The organism is Stakelama sediminis, from assembly GCF_014199335.1.
In the GTDB taxonomy this organism is placed as follows: domain Bacteria; phylum Pseudomonadota; class Alphaproteobacteria; order Sphingomonadales; family Sphingomonadaceae; genus Sphingomonas; species Sphingomonas sediminis.
Genome location: NZ_JACIJI010000003.1, coordinates 45,965 through 69,672 on the forward strand (window position 1 = coordinate 45,965; position 23,708 = coordinate 69,672).

General features: G+C 61.6%; 19 protein-coding genes. 8 read left to right on the forward strand and 11 right to left on the reverse strand.

Annotated features, from left to right (window positions below; translation table 11 throughout):
• Nucleotides 1–21: 21 nt before the first annotated feature.
• The 7 genes from FHR23_RS09755 to FHR23_RS09785 all read right to left on the reverse strand — a co-directional run bounded on the left by FHR23_RS09755 (nucleotide 22) and on the right by FHR23_RS09785 (nucleotide 11,613).
• Complete coding sequence (locus FHR23_RS09755) at nucleotides 22–741, reverse strand: ATP-binding cassette domain-containing protein (RefSeq protein WP_184003418.1); 720 nt, start codon at nucleotides 739–741, stop codon at nucleotides 22–24.
• Nucleotides 738–1,739, reverse strand: coding sequence for a hypothetical protein (locus tag FHR23_RS09760; RefSeq protein ID WP_184003420.1), 1,002 nt, complete (start codon nucleotides 1,737–1,739; stop codon nucleotides 738–740). The genes FHR23_RS09755 and FHR23_RS09760 overlap by 4 nt, the downstream gene beginning before the upstream one ends.
• A 20-nt stretch (nucleotides 1,740–1,759) precedes the next feature.
• The gene (locus tag FHR23_RS09765; protein ID WP_184003422.1) at nucleotides 1,760–2,560 is read right to left on the reverse strand and encodes a LytR/AlgR family response regulator transcription factor; all 801 of its coding nucleotides are present in this window, start codon (nucleotides 2,558–2,560) and stop codon (nucleotides 1,760–1,762) included.
• On the reverse strand, nucleotides 2,557–3,591 hold the full coding sequence (locus FHR23_RS09770) for a sensor histidine kinase (RefSeq protein ID WP_184003847.1): 1,035 nt from the start codon (nucleotides 3,589–3,591) through the stop codon (nucleotides 2,557–2,559). The genes FHR23_RS09765 and FHR23_RS09770 overlap by 4 nt, the downstream gene beginning before the upstream one ends.
• Before the next feature lie 219 nt (nucleotides 3,592–3,810).
• Complete coding sequence (locus tag FHR23_RS09775; protein WP_184003423.1) at nucleotides 3,811–7,224, reverse strand: TonB-dependent receptor; 3,414 nt, start codon at nucleotides 7,222–7,224, stop codon at nucleotides 3,811–3,813.
• Nucleotides 7,225–7,385: 161 nt separating this feature from the next.
• Nucleotides 7,386–9,509: an NAD-dependent DNA ligase LigA gene (gene ligA / locus FHR23_RS09780; protein ID WP_184003425.1), complete on the reverse strand. Its 2,124-nt coding sequence runs from the start codon at nucleotides 9,507–9,509 to the stop codon at nucleotides 7,386–7,388.
• Between the two features lie 43 nt (nucleotides 9,510–9,552).
• On the reverse strand, nucleotides 9,553–11,613 hold the full coding sequence (locus tag FHR23_RS09785) for an EAL domain-containing protein (protein ID WP_343043099.1): 2,061 nt from the start codon (nucleotides 11,611–11,613) through the stop codon (nucleotides 9,553–9,555).
• Nucleotides 11,614–11,739: 126 nt separating this feature from the next.
• Between FHR23_RS09785 and FHR23_RS09790 the strand changes: the two genes are divergently transcribed.
• Entirely contained in the window at nucleotides 11,740–13,263 is a 1,524-nt protein-coding gene (locus FHR23_RS09790; RefSeq protein WP_184003427.1) for a fumarate hydratase, read from the forward strand.
• A gap of 70 nt (nucleotides 13,264–13,333) precedes the next feature.
• A complete protein-coding gene (locus FHR23_RS09795; protein WP_184003851.1) occupies nucleotides 13,334–13,597 on the forward strand; it encodes a DksA/TraR family C4-type zinc finger protein in 264 nt (87 codons plus the stop codon).
• Nucleotides 13,598–13,725: 128 nt separating this feature from the next.
• On the opposite strand, the gene FHR23_RS09800 is transcribed toward FHR23_RS09795, so the two are convergent.
• Nucleotides 13,726–14,070, reverse strand: coding sequence for a TraR/DksA family transcriptional regulator (locus tag FHR23_RS09800; RefSeq protein ID WP_184003429.1), 345 nt, complete (start codon nucleotides 14,068–14,070; stop codon nucleotides 13,726–13,728).
• A gap of 39 nt (nucleotides 14,071–14,109) precedes the next feature.
• Between FHR23_RS09800 and FHR23_RS09805 the strand changes: the two genes are divergently transcribed.
• The 6 genes from FHR23_RS09805 (at nucleotide 14,110) to alr (ending at nucleotide 20,741) form a co-directional block, all read left to right on the forward strand.
• The gene (locus tag FHR23_RS09805) at nucleotides 14,110–14,922 is read left to right on the forward strand and encodes an SDR family oxidoreductase (protein WP_184003431.1); all 813 of its coding nucleotides are present in this window, start codon (nucleotides 14,110–14,112) and stop codon (nucleotides 14,920–14,922) included.
• 13 nt (nucleotides 14,923–14,935) lie between these two features.
• A complete protein-coding gene (locus FHR23_RS09810) occupies nucleotides 14,936–16,108 on the forward strand; it encodes an MBL fold metallo-hydrolase (RefSeq protein WP_184003434.1) in 1,173 nt (390 codons plus the stop codon).
• Between the two features lie 53 nt (nucleotides 16,109–16,161).
• The gene (locus FHR23_RS09815; protein WP_184003436.1) at nucleotides 16,162–16,500 is read left to right on the forward strand and encodes a hypothetical protein; all 339 of its coding nucleotides are present in this window, start codon (nucleotides 16,162–16,164) and stop codon (nucleotides 16,498–16,500) included.
• A 69-nt stretch (nucleotides 16,501–16,569) separates the two neighbouring features.
• Nucleotides 16,570–18,159 carry an MFS transporter gene (locus FHR23_RS09820; RefSeq protein WP_246359825.1) on the forward strand — a complete coding sequence of 530 codons (1,590 nt, stop codon included), beginning with the start codon at nucleotides 16,570–16,572 and terminating at the stop codon, nucleotides 18,157–18,159.
• Complete coding sequence (locus FHR23_RS09825) at nucleotides 18,156–19,649, forward strand: tetratricopeptide repeat protein (RefSeq protein ID WP_184003438.1); 1,494 nt, start codon at nucleotides 18,156–18,158, stop codon at nucleotides 19,647–19,649. Before FHR23_RS09820 ends, FHR23_RS09825 begins: the two co-directional genes overlap by 4 nt.
• A 57-nt stretch (nucleotides 19,650–19,706) precedes the next feature.
• Nucleotides 19,707–20,741 carry an alanine racemase gene (gene alr / locus FHR23_RS09830; RefSeq protein WP_184003855.1) on the forward strand — a complete coding sequence of 345 codons (1,035 nt, stop codon included), beginning with the start codon at nucleotides 19,707–19,709 and terminating at the stop codon, nucleotides 20,739–20,741.
• 20 nt (nucleotides 20,742–20,761) lie between these two features.
• On the opposite strand, the gene cydX is transcribed toward alr, so the two are convergent.
• Genes cydX through FHR23_RS09845 form a run of 3 tightly spaced genes read right to left on the reverse strand, consistent with a single transcriptional unit; the run spans nucleotide 20,762 to nucleotide 23,651 of the window.
• Nucleotides 20,762–20,878: a cytochrome bd-I oxidase subunit CydX gene (gene cydX / locus FHR23_RS09835; protein WP_184003440.1), complete on the reverse strand. Its 117-nt coding sequence runs from the start codon at nucleotides 20,876–20,878 to the stop codon at nucleotides 20,762–20,764.
• A gap of 11 nt (nucleotides 20,879–20,889) precedes the next feature.
• Nucleotides 20,890–22,035, reverse strand: coding sequence for a cytochrome d ubiquinol oxidase subunit II (gene cydB / locus FHR23_RS09840; RefSeq protein WP_184003442.1), 1,146 nt, complete (start codon nucleotides 22,033–22,035; stop codon nucleotides 20,890–20,892).
• Between the two features lie 23 nt (nucleotides 22,036–22,058).
• On the reverse strand, nucleotides 22,059–23,651 hold the full coding sequence (locus tag FHR23_RS09845) for a cytochrome ubiquinol oxidase subunit I (protein ID WP_184003444.1): 1,593 nt from the start codon (nucleotides 23,649–23,651) through the stop codon (nucleotides 22,059–22,061).
• Between the last annotated feature and the right edge of the window lie 57 nt (nucleotides 23,652–23,708).

The following is a 23,708-nucleotide window of genomic DNA, read 5'->3' on the forward strand; positions in this document are numbered from 1 at the left end:
GGCCGACCGGCGGCGGCATCGTTACCGGGACCGCAGCCCCGCGATCATGCGGCGTTCAAATTCCAGCGGCGACCGCGCCGCATCGCGCAGATCGGTAGCGCTGTAACGTTCCTGAACCCGGCCGGCGCGCAGCAACGCCGCCGCATCACATGCCGCAGTCAGCGTGGTGAGGTCGTGCAGCGCCGTCACCAGCGTCAGCCCGGTCCGCACCTTTTCCCGCAAGGCCGCCCGAACATCATAGGCGGCAACCGGATCGAGCCAGTTGAACGGCTCATCAAGGACGACGATCGGCTGCCCGCCTGCAAAGGCAAGCGCGATGGCGATCCGTTGCCGCATTCCGGCCGAGCACTGACCGATCGGACGGTGCCGCAGAGCGTCAAGATCCAGCGCCGCTGCAAGATCGCCGATATTGCCCGATGCCGTCACATGGTCTCCGCACAGAATCTCAAACAGATCAGTGGCGCTCAACCGTTCCGGCAAGGTTTCGATCGGCGGCATGAAGCCGGTCAGGCGCGCCCGCTCTTCCCGCGATCGGGACAGATCGGCACCGTGCAACCGGCAGATACCCCGCGCAATCGGCAATCGCCCGGCAATGCCGCGCAGCAGTGTCGTCTTGCCCGATCCGTTGGCGCCGATCAGTCCGAACCATGTCGCCGGTGCAACCGTCATCGACACCGAATCGAGCACCGTCTCGCCATCACGCTCCATGGCCAGCGATTCGAGACCGATCGCTTCGTTCATCCCTGCATCCACCGCACCGCCCGTGCCCTGCGCCACAGCAACACCAGCATGACGGGAATGTAAAGCAGCAGTGCCGGCGGCAGGCTGACCGCAATCAGGACGCCTGCGATCAGGATTCCGGTGAGCAGAATCTGCGCCATGCGCGGCGCACAGAATTGTTGGACCGATATCCGGGCAATCAGCACCACCGCCATGGCCAGAAACGTCAGGAAGATGACAATAACGGCGGGCATGCCCACGAATACCAGGCAAAACAGGCCATAGGGGACGGTAAATAACGCCATCCCGCCAAGCGGGGGCCGCACCATTTGCCGGGTTGCGATCCCGGATTGCGCCATAAAGCGCACCGCCTGCGTATCGACGGCACTTGCCCATAACAGCCAGGGCAAGGCGATCGCGGCAACCATCGGCATCGACGGCACCCGGGTCAGCATGGTTGTCGCCAGCCATGCGCAAACCGCAGCGGCGATTGCCGCCGCCGGTGCGCGCCAAAACATCCTGTAAGACGGCGCACCATATCCCATGCGCGGCGCAGGCCGATCCTGCCTGCGCCGTGGGACGGCTAACCGCCGTACCCCACCCCCAAGACTCTCCGCAAGGACAGCCATGCCATAGCCCGCCAACGCAATCGCCATGGCATGTAGCCCGATGATGCCGCTGATGCCGAAGCACAACAGGATCGCTACGGAGTGCGATACGGCACGATAGGTCCGGCACGCGGCCGGGTTGAGCGCATCGACAGCGAGGATCGAATCCGTTGCAAAGCCCTGCAGCCGCCGCCGAACCGTTCCGGCCACGGCTCCGCCCAGGGCGGCCCCGATGCCCCCGGCGATCAGCAGGGCACGCAGACGCGATCCGCTCGCCACTTCATGTAAGAACCCGGCTGCCATCAGCACTGCAAGCAGCAGCACGACCCGGTCGGACCACCCCGCAAAGGCGTCGCGCAATTCCCGGCGAAGGATCAGCGCGTCATACCGGACCAGCCGGGAACCGGACATTCAGACGCGCATTGCCCGCATCAATGCACGAAGCGGGCGACCACGTCGCGATAGCTGCGGCTGACCTTCACCTGCGCACCCGAATCGAGGATCAGGAAGCATTCGCCGTTGGTATGCGGCTTGACCTGACGAACCAGGTCGAGATTGACGATGGTCGAACGGTGGATGCGCTGGAACCGGCGCGGGTCGAGCCGCTTTTCCAGATCCTTCATCGTTTCGCGCAGGATCAGCGTGTTATCGCCGGTATAGATGCACATATAATCGCCCGCCGCGTCGATCCGCTCGATCGTATCGACATCGACGCGGAAAATCTGGCCGCGATCCTTGATGTTGATGAGCTTTTCATAGCGGTTGGCGGCAAGCTGGTCGCTGCCGTCGGCAAATTCTTCCGCCGCTTCGGGCGCGACTTCGGCCAGCACTTCCTTCAGCTTCTCGACCTCGGCCTGACCGCGCTTCTGGGTCAGTCGTTCGCGCACGCGTTCCAGCGTGTCGGCAAGTCGCGCCTCTTCGACCGGTTTGAGGAGATAATCGACCGCCTGCGCCTCGAACGCGCGGATGGCATGGTCGGAATAGGCGGTGACGAAGACGAACAGCGGCGGCTCAACCTCCATCAGCCCCTGCACGACGGAAAAGCCGTCAAAACCGGGCATCTGGATATCGAGAAACACCAGATCGGGCTTGTGCGTCTTGATCGCGCGAATGGCCTCACGGCCGTTCTGGCATTTTTCGACGATTTCGATGTCTTCATGCGCCTTGAGACGCAGTTCAAGACCCTGAATGGCGAGGGGCTCGTCATCGACTAATATGGTACGGATGGTCATGCTGCCTTACCTTCGGCTTCCTTACGCTTATACGGTATTTCAATCTCAACGCGGAACCCGCCCCCCGGGTTCGGCCGCGTTTCGAAACGATGGTCGACGCCAAATGCCTGAGCCAGCCTTTCCCGGATGTTGGTCAGGCCGACGCCGGTAGACTGGTTCGGACGACGGCTTGCCTTGGTCAATCCCGGACCGCTGTCGGATACGGCGATCCGCACCCTGTCTCCGGCGAGCCGCGCCGACACCGCGATTTCGGCACCCTCTTCCTGCGGCGTTACCGCATATTTAATCGCATTCTCGACCAGCGGCTGCAAGAGCAGCGATGGCAATTGCGCCTTAGCCACTCTGGGATCGATATCGAATTTGGGCCGCAGCCGCTCGTCGAACCGCATCTTCTCAATCTCCAGATAGAGTTTCAGCGTCTCCACCTCCTGCGCCAGCGTGACGAGCGCGGTGGGTTCATTGGCAAGCGTGTAGCGCAGGAAATTGGATAATCGCGCCAGCATCGCATTGGCACGCTCGGTTTCCTTGAGCAGCACCAGGGTCGAGATCGAATTGATCGTGTTGAACAGGAAATGCGGATTGAGCTGATAGCGCAGCATCGCGAGCTGCGCGGTCGAAGCCTGTGTTTCCAGCAGGCGAAGCTGCATATTCTGATCCTCGACGATCAGATAGAAATTAATGCCGAAATACAGCGCAGACCAGCCCGCCAGTACGGTGAAGGCGATGTAGAGCGTGCCGATGACGAGGTTGACCGTCAGCCCGGCAGCATCGTTGCGGAAGGAAAAGGCATAGGCGTCGATGATCGCATAGATCACCGTCGCGGCGACGAGGGTGAGCAGCGTTACGAGAATGCCCGAAAAGCGCGGCAAACGGCGATAATAGGAATAGCACACCGACAAGAGCAGCGTGATGCAATAGCCGACGATCGCCTCGACGATATTGGCGATCACCGTCTTCCACGAAAAGGTGTTGGAAATGGAAGACACGGTGCGCAGCAGCAGATAGCCCGTCCAGCCGCCGGCCTGCAGCATCCAGAAGGCGCGGCTCTTATCCTCGAAAAAGGGGCGGGAGAGGATGGCGGAAGGTTTGGGCACCGGGGGAATAACGGCCTCAAGCGGTTAAGTTTCCCCGTCTAGTATAGCGACGACGCCTGCCCTGCATAGAGCAAGCGCGCTAACGCCCCGCCCCCAAAAGAAAACCGCCGCCCCCTTTCGGGAGCGGCGGCAGTCAGGTTTCAAAGATCGTTGGGATCAGAAGTCGTAGCTGACACCGACCTTCAGGCGCCACAGCGAGGCCGTGGTGTCGACATTGCGATAGTCATAGCTCGACGTCGACGCATTGCTCATGATGTAGCGCCCCTGAGGGTCGATACCGCTGATATCGCCTAGCGCGATCGAACCGTAGGAAGTGTTGCGTTCCAGCACGTTCCAGTGGTTGTCGAGCAGATTCAGGAAGTTGTCGACCATGGCATAGACCTTGATCTTGTCGTTCACGCCGAACAGGTGACCCGGCCCCGGCAGTTCCTGAGAAAATACTAGGTCCATGTCAAAATACCAGGGATTGGTACAACTGTCGCGCGCGATCGACCGACCCACATAATTCTTGGTGCAGGCGTGGGTCTTGGCAAAGTTCGCATAGCCATCGACATCCGCAGCCGTCAGATTGCCGCCATTGTCGACATAGGACAGCGGCGAAATGTTCGGATCGCCGGAACCGGTCGGCACATAGATCAGAGCGTTATAGCCATAGTTCGTGATCGCGAACAGGTTGGAGCTCTTGTAGGTCAGACTGAACGGCGTACCTGACGTTGCGTTGAACGTAATGCCCAGCTTCGTCTTCAGGTCGCCGAAGAACGTCTCGGAGAAGTTCATGTTCATCGAGATGTTATTCGTCTGAGAGAACAGGCCACGCGCGGCAGCCGGGTTCTGGATATCGAACGTCGAGGGATATTTGAAGTTCGACGTAGCCTGAGAGCTGGTCAGGGCACGGCGATCCTGCGCATCGGTATAGGCATAGCCGACCATGAAATCGAACGAGCCGCCGTCCGTGAAGATGCCGTGATTGACATGCTTCGACAGGATGAACGAAGCCACTTGGCTGTTATACCCGGCCGAATTGGTCAGGTCGATCGCACCATAGCGGCTCGTATTGAAACAAGCCGCGGTAACGCCGCTATAGGTCGGCGTCGGGCTGGAACTTTCCAGCACCGCATTACAACCGGCTGCAAGCGGGTCCATCGAACGATAAATCGGACGACCGTCAATCGTGTAACCGTTCAGTCCCTGGCTGGGATCGACGACCTGTGTCAGATCGGCAACCGCAAACGGATTGCGATAATGACTGAAGATATAATCGGCCTTTACATGCCAGTTGCTCAGCAAACCCGACGATGCAAAGTTCAGATCGCTCTCGAAGCCGACATTGGCACGCAGCACGGTCGGCATCTTGATGTTGGGATCGATCGACTGAACCGTGAACGCACCTTGTGCTGCGGCTGCAGCACCATCAGCGACGACACAGCTCGGAATGCCCGTAAACGAACCACCGCTCAGCACGTTAACCGGTCCGGAAGGACAGCCCGCCGCAGTCAGGGTGCCGCGCGCACTGGCGAATCCGTTGTTGGAATAAGCGTTCGAAAACCAAACCAGCGGGTCGCCGCCGGTGAACATGCCGACGCCCAGACGCAGCTTGTTCTGGGTCAGCGGGCCGAAATCGCCTGCATCATAGGTGAAGGCAACCCGCGGCAGCACCTGAATCGGCAGCTTGCTGAAGCCCACCGTATTAGTACGACCGTAACGCTCCGTGAAGGTTGGGTTTGAAAGCGGGTGATCGCCGCTATACCATTGCACGCGAACGCCGGCGACCATGTTGAGCGCATCGGTCATCTGCCAGTCGTCCTGGGCAAAGCCAGAGAAGATCGTGCGGGTGAAGCGCGCCGCCGCGTCGTTAACATCACCGGTCGCCGAGAAATTACCGAATGCGCCCAGGCTGTTGCCGGAAACGACAGTGTCCGGAGACGTATTGGTGCTCGTACCGTTCGACAGGATGCCGTTCTGGAAGTCCGACACATTGTCGAAAACCAGCGTACCCGTCGCGTTAGAAACGAAGAGGTTGTAGATCTTCGCCTTGTTATACTGCATCCCGAACTTGATCTTATGGCTGCCCATGGTCAGCTTCGCCAGAGCGGTGCCCTGATCGATCGTGGTGTTCAACTGGTTAGCCGACCGATACTGGCCGGGACCGATCAGGACCGTAGCATTATCACCCGTGCCGTTATCGATTCCGACGATCAGACGGGGAATGGGATTACTTGATTGTGCTTCGCCGCCACCGAACGGATCCTGAATGTCATCGACCTGCGCATGCGAATAGCGGATTTCGGTCGAGAAATTGTCGGTCCAGTTCGAGAACAGGCGTGCCGAATAATAATCAGATTTGGTGCCCGAATTCTCATAGGTATTTTTCCCGACCAACTGCACATTACCTGCGTTGGTACCGAAGTCATCAGCGCTGAGCGCAACTTCATCAAGATGCTGATAGGTCGCGGTCAACCGGTGCTTATCGTTGATCTGCCAGTCAAGTCGACCGAAATACCGGTCATTGGTATAAGGCAGGTTGTTGACCAGCGGACCGGTGTCTTCGCCATACACAGTCTTTGCAATTTGCGAGATCTGATTGAACTGCGCTTCGGTCACGCCAGAAAGCGTGTTCGGATAACCAGCGCCTTCCGGACCGTAATCCTGCGCCTTCGCGGTCGAGATGTGCGAATAGGCACCGTAGAAGAACAGATGGTCCTTGATGATCGGACCGCCGAGCGAGACGCCCCAGCGCTTTTCCGGGTCGATATTGCCGACGGGATTGCCCTGCACCTTCGTCCCACGCAGGCCATTATCCGAATATTCGAAATAGCCGTTGCCGTGGAACTTGTTGGTCCCCGATTTGGTGACGACGTTCACCTGACAGCCGGTGAAGCCGTCATATTCCACATCATACGGCGCGAACTGTACCTGAATTTCCTGCATCGCATCATAAGGAAGTGGTGCCGAAGTACGCGAGGCATAGGCAGTGCCGTTCAGGCCGAACACATCGCCCTGCTGGATACCGTCGACGGTGAAACCGTTCGAACGGTTGTTGCCGCCCAGACACGAATAGGTCGTCTGGCCATCGCTGTTGCTCAGCGTGACGCGCGGGTCGTAGCGGATGACGTCCTGAATATCGCGACCATAGGACGGTGCATTCTCAATCGTCTGCTGGCCAAAGGAGACACCGGGACCAACCGCAAGCTGCGTGACATTGGCGCGCGAGGAGGTGACGACGATGTCGCCCTGCCCCGAAGCCAGCTTGAAGGTCAGGCTGGTATTGCCCTGCAGCGTGGTGGTGATGTTGTTGACCGTCTGGCCTTCAAAGCCGTCGGCCGAGGCATAGACGGCATAGGGACCACCCGGCGTCAGGTTGTCGGCGTTGAAACGTCCCTGCGGACCGGTGGTGATCGAACGGCTGCTGCCCGTACGCGTATCGGTTACGACGACCGTCGCACCCGCAACCGGTGCACCGGCTTCGCTGGTGACGGTGCCCTGAATCCCGGTGGTGAGCTGCTGTGCGCTGGCTGCGGCAGGAACGATAAGCGCAGCAACAGCCGCACCCATCAGAAACTGATTACGCATTGAAAATTCCCCTTAGGAGCTTTGAAGAAAGCGGATGCTCTATCCGCGCGACGTAGTTCGTCGTCACGGCGCCCAATGCGTTCCTTTTATTTCGTTTGGATGACAGTCAACGCAGAGGTTCCCTCAGCGCAAAAACAATCGTGCTGCGTTGCAAAAAAGCATCACTTCGCGGCTTCAACAATTTGCGCCCATTCAGCCTCATCGATCACGCGAATCTTCAGCTCTTCGGCCTTTTTCAGCTTCGATCCCGCCCCCGGTCCGGCGACCACCAGCCCGGTCTTCTTCGATACCGAACCGGCAGTGCGCGCACCCAGTGCCTCGGCCTGCGCCTTGGCTTCGTCGCGCGACAGCGTTTCCAGCGCACCGGTAAACACGATGGTCAGCCCGCTGACCTCCGACTCGCGGGTTTCGTGGACGACATCCGCCGGAGTGAGCTGTTCGAGCAGGTCATCGACCGCCTGACGGTTATGCGGCTCGGCAAAAAAGTCGGCAAGCGCCAGCGCTACTTCCGGGCCGACTCCGGGGGTTTCGGCGATCGCGGCCATCTCTTTGGCAATGCGCGCGAGAAACTTGTCGTCGGCTTCTCCCAACGCCTGCGGCAATTCACCGCGTCGCGCCTCCATCCGTTCGACCATCGCGCGAAAAGCGTCCCAGCTTGTCCAGCGACGGGCAAGGTCGCGCGCAGTCACCTCGCCGATATGGCGAATCCCCAGCGCGAACAGAAACCGGTCGAGCGGCGGATTGCGGCGCGCGTCGATTGCCTCGATCAGATTGCGGGCGCTGGTTTCGGCCCAGCGGTCGCGGGCGATCAGCGTGTCCAGATCGAGCCGGAAAATATCGGCGGGCTGTTCGATCAGGCCATCCTGAAAAAAGGTCTCGATACTGGTCTGGCCCAGCCCTTCGATATCGAGCGCATGACGCGACACGAAATGGCGCAGCCGCTCCACCCGCTGCGCCGGACAGATCAGGCCGCCCGAACAGCGCCAGTCCACCTCTTCCGGCTCGCGCTCGGCCGCACTGCCGCATTCGGGGCAATGGTCGGGAAAGATCCAGGGATCGCGTTCGACGTCACGCGTCAGATTCTCGACAATCTGCGGGATGACGTCGCCCGCACGCTGCACCACCACCCGGTCGCCGGGGCGCACGCCCAGCCGCTCGACCTCATCGGCATTGTGCAATGTTGCGTTAGTGACGACGACGCCGCCGACGGTCACTGCCTCCAGCCGCGCCACCGGAGTCAGCTTGCCAGTGCGTCCGACCTGAATATCGATGCGTTCGAGCGTCGTCTGCGCGCGTTCGGCGGGGAATTTATGCGCCAGTGCCCAGCGCGGGGCACGCGCGACATTGCCGAGCCGCTCCTGCCAGTCGAGCCGGTCGACCTTGTAGACCACCCCGTCGATATCGAAGGGCAGGTCGGCACGCGCCGCCTCAATCGCGCGATAGACGGTCAGCGCGCCGTCAACGCTTGCGGTCCGGGTAAAGCTGTCGGCAACCGGAAAGCCCATAGCACGGATCGCCTCAACCATTTCGGTCTGAGTGGCACCGGGCAGCGCGCTTGCCTCCCCCCAGCCATGCGCCAGAAAGCGCAAGGGGCGACGGGCAGTCACGCCTGCATCCTTTTGCCGCAGCGATCCGGCGGCGGCGTTGCGCGGATTGGCGAACTGCCGCGCCTTGTCGGGCGTCGCCGCCTCGGCCAGCAACCGCGCATTCAGATCGGCAAAATCCTGTTTTGCCATATAGACTTCGCCACGAACCTCAAAAATGTCCGGCGCGCCATCGGGCAAGGCTTCGGGGATATCGCCAATCGTGCGGACATTGGCCGTCACATCCTCCCCCACCTGCCCGTCGCCGCGGGTCAGTGCCTGCACCAGTCGTCCGTTTTCGTACCGCAGCGAGCAGGAAAGCCCGTCGATTTTCGGTTCGGCGGTCAGTGCGACCGGCGCATCCTCATCAAGCTTCAAAAAGCGCCGTACGCGCGTGACGAACGCTTCCACCTCTTCATCGGCAAAGGCGTTGTCGAGGCTCATCATCGGGCGGGCATGGCGCGCCTTGGCAAGGTGGGAGGCAGGCGCGGCACCAACACTGCGCGACGGCGAATCGGAGCGCACGAGATGAGGATACGCCGCCTCTATCGCGGCGTTGCGCCGCACCAGCGCATCATAGTCGGCATCGCTGAGTTCCGGTGCATCCTCGGTATGATATAACCGGTTGTGATGCGCGATTTCCTGCGCCAGCCGCTCCAGTTCCTGTGCGGCGGCAGTTTCAGTGTCGGGAAGCGGCTGCATGGGCGAAGCGGTACGCCGCCGTCGTCATGCGATCAAGTCGGCATTATCCCGTCTTGCGCAGCGGCCGCGCGGGGCGTTTCGGCGACAGCCATTCAAGGTCGAACGCCTCGTCAAATTCAATGCCGGCCTTGCCGTCGGCGCTCCAGCGAAGCCTGGCCGGGAACATGCGACTTTCCAGCAGCCCAATCAGCACTTCGCTGCCGATGGCCTCTTCGGGAAATTCGATCCCGTCGATCATGGCGCCGGTTGTGGAGATGTTGCGGATTCGCACGTCACCGACCTCGCCTCCGACCTGCAATCGCGCCCAGCGCAGCATCTTTACCCGCGGACTGCGACTCACCCGGAATCCCAGAGGCTGGGCAACCGCCCCTGCTTCCAGCCGACGCCGCGCCTCTGCCGCGCGCATCGGTTTGCCATAGACATAGCCCTGGATATGACTGCATCCCAGATCGCGGATCAGGTCGATTTCATCCTGAACCTCCAGCCCCTCGGCGGTGGTTTCCATGCCCAGCGTTTCAGCCAGCATCACGATTGCGCGAATGATCGCGGCGTTGCGGTTGCCGGGAACCGCAGCACCGCGCACGAAGCTCTGATCGATCTTGATCTTGTCGAACGGCGCGGTTTTCAGATAGCCGAGCGAGGAATAGCCGGTACCGAAATCGTCCAGCGCCAGCCGCACTCCCAACGCCTTCAGATTGCGGAACATGCGCTCGGCGGCGTCACTATCCTCGACAAACACGCTTTCGGTGATTTCCAGCTCAAGCCGCTCGGGCGGCAACTCGGCATTGGCGATTGCACTCGCCACCAGTGCGGGAAGGGACGGGTTGGCGAACTGAATCGGCGACACATTAACCGCAACGCGGACATTTCCCGGCCAGCGCGCCGCTTCGGCGCAGGCGTGGCGCAGCACCCATTCGCCGATCCGTTCGATCAGCCCGCAATCCTCGGCGATCGGAATAAAGTCCGCCGGAGAGATGGCCCCGCGTGTCGGATGTTCCCAGCGCAGCAGGGCTTCAAAACCGACAATATGGGCGTCCTTCGTACTGACGACCGGCTGATAGGCGAGGTGAAACTGGTCCTCGATCAGCGCTTCGCGCAAATGATCCTCAAGCTGTTTGCGGCTTTGCGCACCTGCCAGCATTTCCGGCCGATAAAAACGCTGCACCCCTCGCCCGTCGCCTTTTGCGGCATAGAGCGCAAGGTCGGCGTTGCGGGTCAGGGTTTCGGAATCCGCACCGTCATCCGGGGCGATCGCTGCACCGATCGAACATCCGATCGACACCCGCGATCCGTCGATCAGATAGGGGTGCGACAGGCTGGAAATAATCGCGCGGGACAATTCGGAAATTTTATCCTGACTACCCTCATTGGGCAGAATGACCTGAAACTCGTCCCCGCCCAGCCGACCGACCAGCCCCTGATCACCGACAATGCGGGACAAACGCTCCGCCACCTGCTTCAGCAGCGCATCGCCGCTTTGATGGCCAAGCGTATCATTGACCGCCTTGAACCGGTCGAGATCGAGCAGCAGCAGCGTCGTCGTGCGATATGCCTTGTTATCGGCCAGCGTCTGGTCGAGCGACAGGCGCATGCGCTGGCGATTGGCCAGCCCGGTCAGCGCGTCGAACAGCGCCAGCCGGGTAATCTCCGCCTCCGACCGGCGTTTCTCGGTCAGATCGCTGCCATTGCCGACAAACCCTTCGAACCGTCCGACCGAATCAAAGACCGGACGACCGGAAATCGACCACCAGCGGGTTTCATCTCCGTTGACCGCGCAAACCGAATATTCGGCAAAAGAAGTTCGCGAAGTCAGATGAAAACCCAGCGTCCGTTCGGTATCCGGATTTTCAGCATCAAGCTGAAACACGTCAGTCAACGCCGATCCGATCGCAGCTTGTTCAGCGGTATCCAGTTGATCCGCCACCTTGCGCGAAAGATAGACCAGGCAGCCGTTGCGGTCCGTCTGCCAGAACCAGCCCGACCCCTGCGCCTCAAATTCGCGAATGAGCAACAGTGCGCGCTGTCCGTCATCAAGGGCAGCTTCTTCCTGATGCCCACGTAAGGCATTGGAAATACGGGAAAAGGCGGATTGACGCTGCGACACTTTTATTCAGTAGCCGCCATTCGGTTTCCCAATGCCTTTGGAACATGCTTAACGACCGATTATCCACACCCCTCTTGGCCGCGCGCGTCCGGCGGCATATGGCTCACCGCCGACAAGGAGACCCCGATGACGACCATCATTCGCGCTGCCGACCTGATCGAAAGCGTCGCCGACGCGCTGCAATATATCAGCTATTACCACCCGATGGATTATATTCAGGCGCTGGGCGAAGCCTATGACGCCGAACAGTCCCCGGCGGCGAAGGATGCGATTGCGCAGATCCTGACTAACAGCCGCATGTGCGCGGAAGGGCATCGCCCGATCTGTCAGGATACCGGAATCGTCAACGTCTTCGTCAAATGGGGCATGGACTGCCAGCTCGACGACACCTCGCGCAGCCTTCAAGAGGTCGTCGATGAAGGCGTGCGCAAGGCGTATCTGAATAAGGAGAACAAGCTGCGCGCATCGGTCCTCGCCGATCCCGCCTTCACCCGCCGCAATACCAAGGACAATACGCCCTCGGTCCTGTCGGTTGAGATGGTGCCCGGTTCGACCGTCAGCATCGATGTCGCGGCGAAGGGCGGCGGCAGCGAGGCGAAATCGAAGTTCAAGATGATGAACCCAAGCGACAATATCGTCGACTGGGTGCTGGAAATGATCCCGCAAATGGGAGCCGGCTGGTGCCCGCCGGGGATGCTGGGCATCGGCATCGGCGGCACGGCGGAGCATTGCGTCAAGCTTGCCAAGCAAAGCCTGATGGACCCGATCGATATGGGCCAGTTGAAGGCGCGCGGGGCAAAGACCGACATCGAACAGCTTCGCATCGATATTTTCGATGCGGTCAACGCGCTTGGCATCGGCGCGCAGGGGCTGGGCGGGCTTTCGACCATCCTCGATGTGAAGATCCTGGACGCGCCATGCCATGCGGCGAACAAGCCGGTTGCGATGATTCCCAACTGCGCCGCGACCCGCCACGCACATTTCACGCTCGACGGTTCGGGCGCCAGCTATCTGCCGACGCCAGACCTGTCGGCATGGCCCAGGGTCGAATGGACGCCGCCCGCCGAGGCCAAGCGCGTCAATCTCGACACGCTGACGCCGGAGGAAGTCGCAAGCTGGACCCATGGCGACCGCATCCTGTTGTCGGGTAAGATGCTGACCGGACGCGATGCCGCGCACAAACGCATCCGGGACATGCTCGATGCGGGTGAGGAACTGCCGGTCAACTTCAAAAACCGCGTCATCTATTATGTCGGCCCCGTAGATCCGGTGGGTGAGGAAATCGTCGGCCCGGCAGGCCCGACCACCGCGACCCGCATGGACAAATTCACCCGCATGATGCTCGAACAGGGGCTGCTCGCGATGGTGGGCAAGGCCGAGCGCGGCGAAATGGCGATTCAGGCGATCGCCGATCACAAAAGCGCGTATCTGATGGCGGTCGGCGGTGCGGCCTATCTGGTCAGCCGCGCGATCAAGGGGTCGAAGGTCGTCGGGTTCGAGGATCTTGGCATGGAAGCGATCTATGAGTTCGAGGTGCAGGACATGCCGGTGACGGTCGCGGTCGACAGCGAAGGGCAAAGCGTCCACCACCTCGCGCCCTTGGTCTGGCGCGAGAAGATCAGGAAGGAAGGGCTGCTGGAAAAGGTGTAAGTCAGGCCAGCGATTGGAAATTGGCACCAGCCTTTCCTATCTTCGTTAAGAACAACAACGGGATAGGATGATGGCAGGCGGCTGGGCGCGCGATGGCGCGGTGCAGGATCAGATCGACGATACGGTCAGCGACGCGGTGCGCGAAGCGCGGGCACGGATGCCGACAGGCGACAGCGCCCGCTATTGCGTCATGTGCGGTGAGGACATTCCCGAAAAGCGCCGTGCTGCGATTCCGGGCGTCAAAACGTGCATCGAGTGTCAGTCCTCACGCGACACGCAGCAGCGCAGTTCAGGGATCAACCGACGCGGAAGCAAGGACAGCCAGTTGCGTTAGGTATCTGCCGCAACCGTCACTGCGAGGAGCGATAACGACGCGGCAGTCCGTGTGAATCGGAAAGCTGGATTGCTTCGTCGTCTTGCTCCTCGCAATGACGATATTCCGGTCGGATCAGTTCCTGAAACTCAACCGCTGCATTCCAGGCATTTGGCGACGCTGGGATCGAAATCGAGCCGTTTTGCGGGAATGTCTTCGCCGCATTCGAGGCACCAGCCATAGTCGCCATCTTCGATGCGTTTGAGCGCCGAGTCGATGCGTGCGATCTCAGACACACGCCTGCGCGCTTCGGCCTCCGCCATCGCCTGTTGCTGCATCGCGTCCATGCGGCTCAACCGTCCCACCGACTGCTGATCGAGCGTCACCGCCGCCCGTGATTCGCGCGACGCCTCGTCCAGCGCCTTCAACTCGGCACGCCGCGCAATCAGGCGCGTGCGATATTGTTCCAGTTGCTCGTCGGAAAGCCCGGTCATGGCTCGCCATTCTGACAGGTCGGGTAACGCATTGGAAGCATGGGCGGAACTCTATTCGCCGCGTCGCGCTTATATGCCACCAGCAACCACCCGGAGGCCCAGATGGCGCGCTTTACCAATACCAGTATCCTCATCACCGGCGGCACGTCGGGCATCGGCCTCGCCACGGCGAAACGGTTGAGTGAGGAGGGTGCGCGCCTGTTGCTGACGGGTGGCAGCCCGGACCATATCGAGGCGACGAAAAAGGCGCTGCCCAGTGCAACCGTCATTCAGAACGATGCCTCTCTGGTGCATACGGTCGAAGCGCTGGCGCAGGCGGTGCAGGACTTTGCCCCTGACGGGCTGGACGGGGTTTTTCTCAATGCCGGATATGGCGCATTCAAGACATTGGAAGAGATCGATGCGCCCGATATCGATCGGCATTTCGACCTGAATATCCGCGGGCCGCTGTTGCAGGCGAAAGCGCTCGCCAAGGCGATCAAGGATGGCGGTGCGATCGTGCTCGTGGGATCGGGCACGGTCGGCGGCGGGCGCACCGATATGCTGGTCTATTCGGCGTCGAAAGCAGCCGTGCGCCAGGCGGCGCGCAGCCTCGCCACCGAATTCGCCCCGCGCGGCATCCGCGTCAACGTGGTGACGCCGGGCGCGACCGAAACCCATTTCCACGCCCGCGGCGGGATGAACCGGGAAGACATCGATGCCTATCGGGAAAAGGTAGCCAATGCGGTCCCGCTGGGACGGCTTGGCAAGCCCGAAGATGTTGCTGCAGTCACCAGCTTTCTCTTGTCCGAAGACGCTGCATATGTGACGGGTTCGGAATACAGGGTCGATGGCGGGCTGACCATGGCCTGATAATGAGGGGCGCATGATCCGGAAAATTGCGACGGTCATCGGCACGATCCTGCTTTTCGCAACCGTTGCCCTGTGTCTGGCGGCGGTGATCGTACCGCGCTACCTTGATCGCATCTATTATCACGGGCCGGTCAGCAGTCATTTCGACGGGCAGCGTTTCTTCAACCCCGATGGCAACGACACGCTGCGTCCGCCCGCGGGCAAGAGCCGGGGCGGCTTCATCACCCGCTATCTGCTGGGCCGTGACGCGCGCCCGAAATGGCCCGATCATGTCGCGGTGACGCAGGGCAAACCGCCCGCACGCGTCACTGACGGCCGGATGCTGGTCACCTGGGTCGGCCATGCCAGCGTACTGGTGCAGGCGGACGGCCTCAACATCCTTACCGATCCGGTATGGAGCGACCATGCGGGGCCGTTCGGCCTCGGCCCGAAACGCGTCGCCGAACCGGGCATCGCCTTTGCCGACCTGCCCAAGATCGACCTCGTGCTGGTCAGCCACAATCATTACGACCATCTCGACCTAGCGACGCTTAAACGACTGTGGGAGCGCGACCACCCGCTGATCGTCACCAGCCTGGGCAATGACAGCGTCATCGCGCAGTCAGGGGCAAAGGCGGTGGCGCGCGACTGGGGCGGCACGGTAAACGTCAAACCCGGCGTGGAGGTCGTCGTCACCCGCGCCCATCACTGGTCCAGCCGCTGGTTCACCGACCGCAATCGCGCGCTGTGGTCGGGCTTCGTCGTCCGCCTGCCGCACGGCAATCTGTTCTTCGCAGGCGATACCGGGTTCGGTGACGGCAAATGGCCCGCCGAGGCAGCCGCCTATGGCCCGATCCGGCTGGCGCTGATTCCCATCGGCGCGTTCCGCTTTGTGCCGGGACAGATGGGCATCGGCAGCCATATCGGCCCGGTCGATGCCGTACGTGTGTTCGACCGGCTGCACGCAGCCCACGCGATCGGCATTCACTGGGGCACGTTCCGCCTGTCCTGGGAAGGCTATGACACGCCGCCGCGCCTGTTGACGGCAACGGCGAAATGCGACGGGCTGGGCGATGCCTTCACGACGATTCCCATCGGCAGGCCGACCGAAATCCCCGACACCACCACGCCGCCCGCCAGCCGCGATCTGTCGCGGCCTGCGCTGCTCCAATGTCTCGATACGCCCGCAGTCAGGGCGATGCGATAGCGATTGACGATAGCCCCGACCGGGCGCAGCATCGGGACGGAGGAGTCACGTCGATGATGGCTGCCCTGCTGATTCTCGTGAGTGTCGCAGCGTTCGGCACACCCTATCCGGGGGCGACGTTGGCCACGCCACCCGAACCGACATCGTGCGGGCTGCGCTATCACTTTACGACACATGATCCCGAAGCGAAGGTCGCGGCCTATTACCGGGCGCAAGCAGCTGCCTCCGGCGCCAATGCAACCATCGGCAAGGGTGGCCCCGACATTCCCGATTATCTTCCGATGCTGTTCACGCGCGATGCGCACCATTCGATGATGGTGATCCTCGACCGCAAGGATGGTCTGACCACCGGAGCCGTCGTGGTGAATGCGCGCGTCGGCGGCGGCTGCTGACACGCAAGCTGCCATCTTGCCGTCCCCCCGCCGCCTGCTAGGGTAGCGTCAAAATACAGGGGGGATTGCATGGCGGGCGCACAGGCTGCGGCCGAGCCCAGCGCGAAGGATATGCGGCTGATCATCACCGCATCGTCGCTGGGCACGGTGTTCGAATGGTATGATTTCTTCATCTACGGCACGCTGGCCGCGTCGGGGATCATCGGGCGCAGCTTCTTTCCCGGCGGGAACGAGGTCATTCAGACGCTGCTCGCCTGGGCCGGATTCGCCATCGGCTTCGGCTTTCGCCCGCTGGGCGCAATCCTGTTCGGCTATCTGGGTGACCGGCTGGGGCGCAAATATACGTTTCTCGTCACCATCACCCTGATGGGGCTGGCAACGGCGGGGGTCGGACTGGTGCCCTCGGTCGCGACCATCGGCATGGCGGCACCCGTCATCATCATCCTGCTGCGCGTGATGCAGGGGCTGGCGCTGGGCGGTGAATATGGCGGGGCGGCCATCTATGTCGCCGAACATGCACCGCCGGGCAAACGCGGGTTCCACACCAGCTTCATTCAGGCAAGCGTGGCGGGCGGCTTCGTGCTGAGCCTGACCATCGTGCTGCTGGCGAAGTTCGCTATGCCCGTGACGGTATGGGATGCCTGGGGCTGGCGCATCCCCTTCGTCTTTTCGCTCGCACTGCTGGCGGTGTCGCTGTGGATGCGCCTCAAACTGTCGGAAAGCCCGGTGTTCAAGGCGATGAAGGAAGCCGGGGAGACCGCGCGCAACCCGTTCGTCGAAAGCTTCACCTATCCCGGCAACTGGAAACGCATTCTGGTCGCGCTGTTCGGCATCGCTGCCGGGCTGACCGTGATCTGGTACACCGCGATGTTCTCGGTCCTGTCCTTCCTGACCGGACCGATGCGGGTAGAGGCAACCACCGCACAGATCATCACCGGCGCGGGCGCGTTGTTCGGACTGTTCTGGTTCGTGCTGTTCGGGAGGCTGTCCGACCGGGTCGGGCGTAAAAAACCCATCGTCATCGGCTATGCACTGACACTGGCCCTGTTGTTCCCGCTGTTCTGGCTGATCGGCGGGGCAGCCAATCCGCAGCTATCGCACGCCGCCGAACGCGCACCCGTGGTGGTAAGCGGCCCCGCCTGCGCCTTCGATCCGTTTGCCGATGAGCAGCCGGACGCCTGCGGCAAGCTGCTCGACCGGTTTTCCAAACGCGGCGTCACCTATACCACTGCGCAATCGGACAGTGTCGGCGTGACCATCGGCGGGGTGCGGCTGACCGACACCAGCGCGCAGGACATTGATGCGGCGCTGGCACGCGCGGGCTATTCGATGGAAAAAGTGCAGCCGTCCGCAGGTAATATCGTGCTGATCCTGATCGGGATCGTCGCGCTGAGCGCGCTGTCGGGCATGACCTATGGCCCGGTCGCGGCCCTGCTGAGCGAGATGTTTCCGGCCCGCATCCGATATAGTTCGATGTCGATCCCCTATCATATCGGAACCGGTTATTTCGGCGGCTTCCTGCCGTTCATCAGCCAGTATATCGTCGCGCGCACCGGCGATCCCTATGCCGGGCTGTGGTACACCTTTGCCGTGGTCGCGCTGGCGCTGGTCGTAACCCTGTTCGGACTGAAGGAAACGCACGGAAAGGTTCCCGCATGATCGGATTGTTTGCCGCCCTTTTGCTGTTGCAGGCCGTACCGCAGCCGGCTCCGCCTTCGGATGCCGAAGCCGCGCAAAAGGCTCAAACCATCAATACGCTCCCAACCGACGCTGCCAAGGTGGATGCCATGGCGAAGCTCATTGCATCGCTGCCGTCGGACAGTCGGATACGGCCCACACTGATCTGCTGGCGCAGTTCCCTTATCCAGAAACTGAAGCGCCCGGACGCGCTGGCCGAAGCTCGCCAATGTGCGCAGGTCAATCCGGATTTCCCTCCTGCCCAGTGGATGCTGATTCAGGCGTTACTGGACAAAGGATTGTTGGTCGAAGCGGCGCATTTCATCGAAACCGGCGTGCAGGAAAAGCCCGAATTGTTCGCGCGTCTGGATAGCGATACGATAGCCTCTCTGGCCCGGCGACTGGACTATGCCGGACAGTCGGAGGAGAAGCTACACCTCCTCACCACGCTTGCCGATGCCGGCTTTCACCGCGATCACCCGATGGAATATTCAGGCTATGCAGAGGCCGGGATACGCCAACATCTGGCCAGGAACGATTCCCCGGCGGCGGTGAAACTGCTCGACGGCGTACTGGACCCGCAGGACATCCTCACCATGCTGGTCGATCGGCGCTATCAGGCGATCTGGCCGGATATCGAACAATGGTCGGGCGGAACCCTTGCCAAACAGCGCGACGCGCTGGTGGCCCATGCGCAAACCGAATATCAATATGATCCCAATCCGCAAAAACGCCTCGATCTGGCGAACGCGCTTTACTCTACCGGGCATCCGGCAGAGGCCATCGCCATGCTGCAAAAGGAAGTCGCCGAACCCGATGCGATGAAGACGATCGGCGAGTTCGGCTATGTCATGACGCTCATTCGGCTTACCCGCTTCCGTCAGGAAACGGGCGACGGCGATCTGGATTCAGTCACCGCGCTGGAGCGCAGCCAGCTCAGCGGTCCGATCGCCAGCGGCAATCCGCAATGGAACCTCGTGCCCAATCTCGCCAAGACCTACCTGATGGCCGATAAACCCGCCCGCGCACTGGCACTGCTCAACCGGTTCGACACCAGTAAGAACGCCGGTTTGGAAGATGCGCAGGCAAACGGCTATTTCGTCGCATTGCGCGCCTGTGCGCTGTATGGAATGGGTAATTCCGATACCGCCGCTCCTCTGGTCAACACACTCGAACAGAAATTTTCCGCGAACAAAAGCGCGCTGATAATCGGTGTTGGCTGCACCTCCGATCAGACAGCGCAAATCGCGCTGATTCGCTCGGCACTGGAAGACCCTTCCCGACGCGGCGACATGCTGCTGAACCTTACCCGCGCACGACAGGCAGCAGACATGCCGCCGACCGACCCGACGGATATCCTGTACCGCAAACTGGTGAAGACGCCTCAGATCAAGGCACTGTTGGCACAATATGCCCGACCGCTTCCGCCAAGCTATATTCCGGCGCTGCACGAATGGCGCAAACCCGCCTGATCGCGACGCATCGCGTCTGGTCATCCTTCGTGCGGGCGGCTAACCGTCGCGGCCATGATGGTTCCTGCTCCGCTTCGCCTGCGCCTCGATGGTGCGGCCCTGATCGAAAACTGGCGCACGCTCGCGCGGATGAGCGGGTCGGCAGCGTGCGGCGCAGCGGTGAAGGCGGACGGCTATGGCCTTGGCGCGCATGGCGTGGCGCAGCGGCTCGCCGCGGCGGGATGCAGGGACTTTTTCGTCGCGACCTGGGCAGAGGCCGAAGCGCTGGCCGACCTGAAGCTGCCGGTGTCGGTGCTGCACGGCGTGCGGGCGGAGGATATGGAGGTTGTGCGGTCGGGCATGGCGCGTCCGGTGCTCAACACGCCCCTGCAGATTCAGCGCTGGCGCGATTCGGGCGGCGGTCCATGCGACGTGATGGTCGATACCGGGATGAACCGGCTGGGTGTTTCCCCGGCACAGGTGGAGCAAGGACTGCTCGACGGCCTGACGATCGAAACCCTGATCAGCCACCTTGCCTGCGCCGAGGACGATACATCCATGAACGCTGCACAGCGCAAGCGTTTCGCGGCACTGACAGGCCGGACCGGCGCGCGGCGGATGAGTCTGTGCAATTCCGCCGGAATAGCACTTGGCACCGAATATCATTTCGACCTGACCCGACCCGGCCTGTCGCTCTATGGCGGATCGCTGGTCCCGGTGCTGGCCGGGTCCATCCGGCAGGTGGTGTTTCCGCAGACGCAGATCCTGCAGCGCCGCCGCGTCCCGGCAGGCGAGACGGTCGGCTATAACGCCACCTGGACGGCACCCGCCGATACCGAGGTCGCGGTCTGCAATCTGGGCTATGCCGACGGCTATTTCCGGGGATTTTCGGGAACGGGCGCAGGGCTGCATGATGGCAGGAGCCTGCCGGTGCTGGGCCGGGTGTCGATGGACCTGATTGCCCTGAATGTGGAAGTCGCCCCCGACCTGGCCGAGGGCGACTGGATCGACATTGCCTTCACCCTTCCGCAAGCGGCGCAGACCAGCGGCATGTCGCAATATGAACTGCTGACCGGGCTTGGCAGCCGCTTCAGCCGGGTCTGGACCGACTGAAGCGCTGTCCTGCCGTCCCATCAGTCGAGGACGGTTACATCCTCAGCGGGGTCGCTGTGAAATTCGTGCCAGATACCGTTCAGGATACCAAAGCCGACCGCCAGTCCGACGCCCAGAACCCAAGCAAAATACCACATCGTTCAATTCCTCAGTAAAAGTCAGGGTTGTGGCGAACCTGTTCGCCGGTCACGCGACCGAACATCACCTTGTACGCCCAGGCCGTGTAGGCCAGCACGATCGGCAGGAAGATCACCGTCACGATCACCATCGTGAACAGCGTTCCCTGACTGGATGAAGCGTTCCACGCCGTCAGGCTGGAACCCGGATCGATCGAGCTGGGCAGGATGAAGGGAAACATCGACAGTCCGACCGTCGCAATGATGCCCACCGTCGCCAGCGAGGAACCGGTGAAGAACATCGTGTCCTTATTCCCCCGAATGCCGAAAAAGGCGATGACCGGGCCGATCAGCCCCAGCAGCGGCGCGATCAGCATCCACGGATGCGCGCCGTAATTGTCGAGCCATGCACCCGGCGCCATCACCGCATCGGTCATGTTCGGGTTGGACGGACCATTGGGGTCGATCGTGCCGCTCAGGCGGAAGCCCATATTGGTATAGGCGACGAACAATCCGCCGATCACGAACAGCACCACCGACGCAATCGCGGCAACCTGTCCCCAGCGGCGCGCACGTTCCAGCACCACGCCTTCGGTCTTCAGGCTCAGCCAGCCGGCGCCGTGCAGCACCAGCATCGCCACCGACAACAGACCCGCCACCAGCGTGAACGGCGTGAACAGGCCCAGCAGACCGCCTTCGTAAAAGGCACGCAGATCGCTGTCGAGGCGGAAGGGCACGCCCTTCAGCACATTGCCTACGGCCACGCCGAAGACCAGTGCGGGCACCAGTCCGCCGACGAACAATGCCCAGTCCCAGCGGGTGCGCCATGCCGGATCGGGCCGCTTCGAGCGGTATTTAAAACCCACCGGCCGCAAGATCAGTGCGCACAGCACCAGAAACATCGCCAGATAAAATCCGGAGAAGCTGACCGCATAGACGAACGGCCATGCCGCAAAGATCGCGCCGCCGCCCAGAATGAACCAGACCTGATTACCTTCCCAGGTGGCGCCGACGCTGTTGATGACCATGCGGCGTTCCTCATCGGTGCGCCCGACAAAGGGCAGCAGCGCGGCCGCGCCGAGATCGAAGCCGTCGGTCAGCGCGAAGCCGATCAGCAGGATACCGAGCAGCGCCCACCACAGGATGCGCAGCGTTTCATAATCGAATGGAATTGCCATTACCTGTCTCCTCGCGTTCCGGCTTATTCGGCCGGAACGGCGTTGAAGGATTCATCCGTCGCGGGACGCGGCGCCGGAGCACCGGGAAGCGGAGCGGGCTGATAGCGTTCCGGCCCCTTCTTGATGGTTGCCAGCATCAGCCGCACCTCAATCACTGCCATGATGCCATAGACCAGCGTGAACCCGATGATCGTCGTCCACAATTGGGCCACGCTCAGGCTGGACGGCGCCAGGAAGGTCGGCAACACGCCTTCCACCGCCCAGGGCTGACGCCCTACCTCTGCCACGATCCAGCCGATTTCGGCTGCCAGCCAGGGGAAGGGAATGGCAATCACCGCCAGCCGCAGGAACCATTTGCGGTCGAACCGGCGCATGGTTGAGAAGGTAAAGGCGGTTGCGAAGAAGGCGATGAAGGCAAAGCCGAGTGCCGCCATGCCGCGGAACAGCCAGAACAGCGCCGGGACATTGGGCACCGTCGACCAGGCAGCCCGGTCGATCGTCGCCGCATCCGCCGTCATCGGGTCGGGCGTGAAGCGTTTCAGCAACAAGGCATAGCCAAGGTCATTCTTGTTACGCTCAAACGCCTCGCGCGCTGCCATATCATTGCGGTTGACCTTGAGCTTTTGCACCGCGTCATAGGCAATCAGGCCATTGGCGATGCGGCCCTTGGCCTCTTCGACCAGCGGGAAGATCCCCTTGACCTGTCCGGTCAGGCTGCGCGTGGCGATCAGGCCCAGCACATAGGGCACCTTGATCTCCGCATTGGTCGCATGACCGCTGTTGGACGGCAGGCCGAACACCGCAAGCCCCGCAGGCGCCTGTTCGGTGTGCCACATGCCCTCCATCGCGGCGAGCTTCATCTGCTGGTTCTCGGTCAGCGCATAGCCGCTTTCGTCGCCCAGCACGACGACCGACAGCGAGGCCGCAAGCCCGAACGCCGCCGCCACGGTAAAGCTGCGCTTGGCAAGCTCCATATGCCGCCCCTTGAGCAGGTAAAATGCCGACACGCCCAGCACAAAGACGCTGGCAGTGACATAGCCCGCACTGACCGTGTGCACGAACTTCGCCTGCGCCACCGGATTGAACAGCACGTCATAGAAGTTGGTGACTTCCATGCGCATGGTTTCGGGGTTGAAGGCCGACCCGGTCGGATGCTGCATCCAGCCATTGGCGATCAGGATCCACAGCGCCGAAATGTTCGACCCCAGCGCCACCATGAAGGTGGTGAGGAGGTGCGCGCGTTTCGACAGCCGGTCCCAGCCGAAGAACATCACCCCGACAAAGGTCGCCTCCAGAAAGAAGGCCATCAGCCCTTCGATCGCCAGCGGCGCACCGAAAATGTCGCCGACATAATGCGAATAATAGGACCAGTTGGTCCCGAATTCGAACTCCATGGTCAGGCCGGTCGCGACACCGAGCACGAAGTTGATACCGAAAAGCTTGGACCAGAAGCGGGTGATGTCCCGCCAGATTTCCCGGCCGGTCATCACATAGACACTTTCCATAATCACGAGCATGAAGGAAAGGCCAAGCGTGAGTGGCACGAACAGGAAGTGGTACAGCGCGGTCAGCGCAAACTGGAGCCTGGATAGCTCGACTACAGCAAAATCTATCATTTTTCCCTCAATCCCCGCATTTGCGGACAAGATGGGTTGATCCTGTCACTCGGTGCT

Bases quoted from the DNA above. Each gene is read 5' to 3' on its own strand.
- FHR23_RS09825 (WP_184003438.1), top strand. From the start codon at position 18,156: ATGATCGGATTGTTTGCCGCCCTTTTGCTGTTGCAGGCCGTACCGCAG.
- FHR23_RS09790 (WP_184003427.1), top strand. From the start codon at position 11,740: ATGACGACCATCATTCGCGCTGCCGACCTGATCGAAAGCGTCGCCGAC.
- FHR23_RS09775 (WP_184003423.1), bottom strand. From the start codon at position 7,224: ATGCGTAATCAGTTTCTGATGGGTGCGGCTGTTGCTGCGCTTATCGTT.
- FHR23_RS09765 (WP_184003422.1), bottom strand. From the start codon at position 2,560: ATGACCATCCGTACCATATTAGTCGATGACGAGCCCCTCGCCATTCAG.
- FHR23_RS09810 (WP_184003434.1), top strand. From the start codon at position 14,936: ATGATCCGGAAAATTGCGACGGTCATCGGCACGATCCTGCTTTTCGCA.
- FHR23_RS09815 (WP_184003436.1), top strand. From the start codon at position 16,162: ATGATGGCTGCCCTGCTGATTCTCGTGAGTGTCGCAGCGTTCGGCACA.
- alr (WP_184003855.1), top strand. From the start codon at position 19,707: ATGGTTCCTGCTCCGCTTCGCCTGCGCCTCGATGGTGCGGCCCTGATC.
- FHR23_RS09795 (WP_184003851.1), top strand. From the start codon at position 13,334: ATGGCAGGCGGCTGGGCGCGCGATGGCGCGGTGCAGGATCAGATCGAC.
- ligA (WP_184003425.1), bottom strand. From the start codon at position 9,509: ATGCAGCCGCTTCCCGACACTGAAACTGCCGCCGCACAGGAACTGGAG.
- cydB (WP_184003442.1), bottom strand. From the start codon at position 22,035: ATGGCAATTCCATTCGATTATGAAACGCTGCGCATCCTGTGGTGGGCG.
- cydX (WP_184003440.1), bottom strand. From the start codon at position 20,878: ATGTGGTATTTTGCTTGGGTTCTGGGCGTCGGACTGGCGGTCGGCTTT.
- FHR23_RS09770 (WP_184003847.1), bottom strand. From the start codon at position 3,591: ATGCTGCAGGCCGGCGGCTGGACGGGCTATCTGCTGCTGCGCACCGTG.
- FHR23_RS09820 (WP_246359825.1), top strand. From the start codon at position 16,570: ATGGCGGGCGCACAGGCTGCGGCCGAGCCCAGCGCGAAGGATATGCGG.
- FHR23_RS09760 (WP_184003420.1), bottom strand. From the start codon at position 1,739: ATGTCCGGTTCCCGGCTGGTCCGGTATGACGCGCTGATCCTTCGCCGG.
- FHR23_RS09800 (WP_184003429.1), bottom strand. From the start codon at position 14,070: ATGACCGGGCTTTCCGACGAGCAACTGGAACAATATCGCACGCGCCTG.
- FHR23_RS09845 (WP_184003444.1), bottom strand. From the start codon at position 23,651: ATGATAGATTTTGCTGTAGTCGAGCTATCCAGGCTCCAGTTTGCGCTG.
- FHR23_RS09805 (WP_184003431.1), top strand. From the start codon at position 14,110: ATGGGCGGAACTCTATTCGCCGCGTCGCGCTTATATGCCACCAGCAAC.
- FHR23_RS09755 (WP_184003418.1), bottom strand. From the start codon at position 741: ATGAACGAAGCGATCGGTCTCGAATCGCTGGCCATGGAGCGTGATGGC.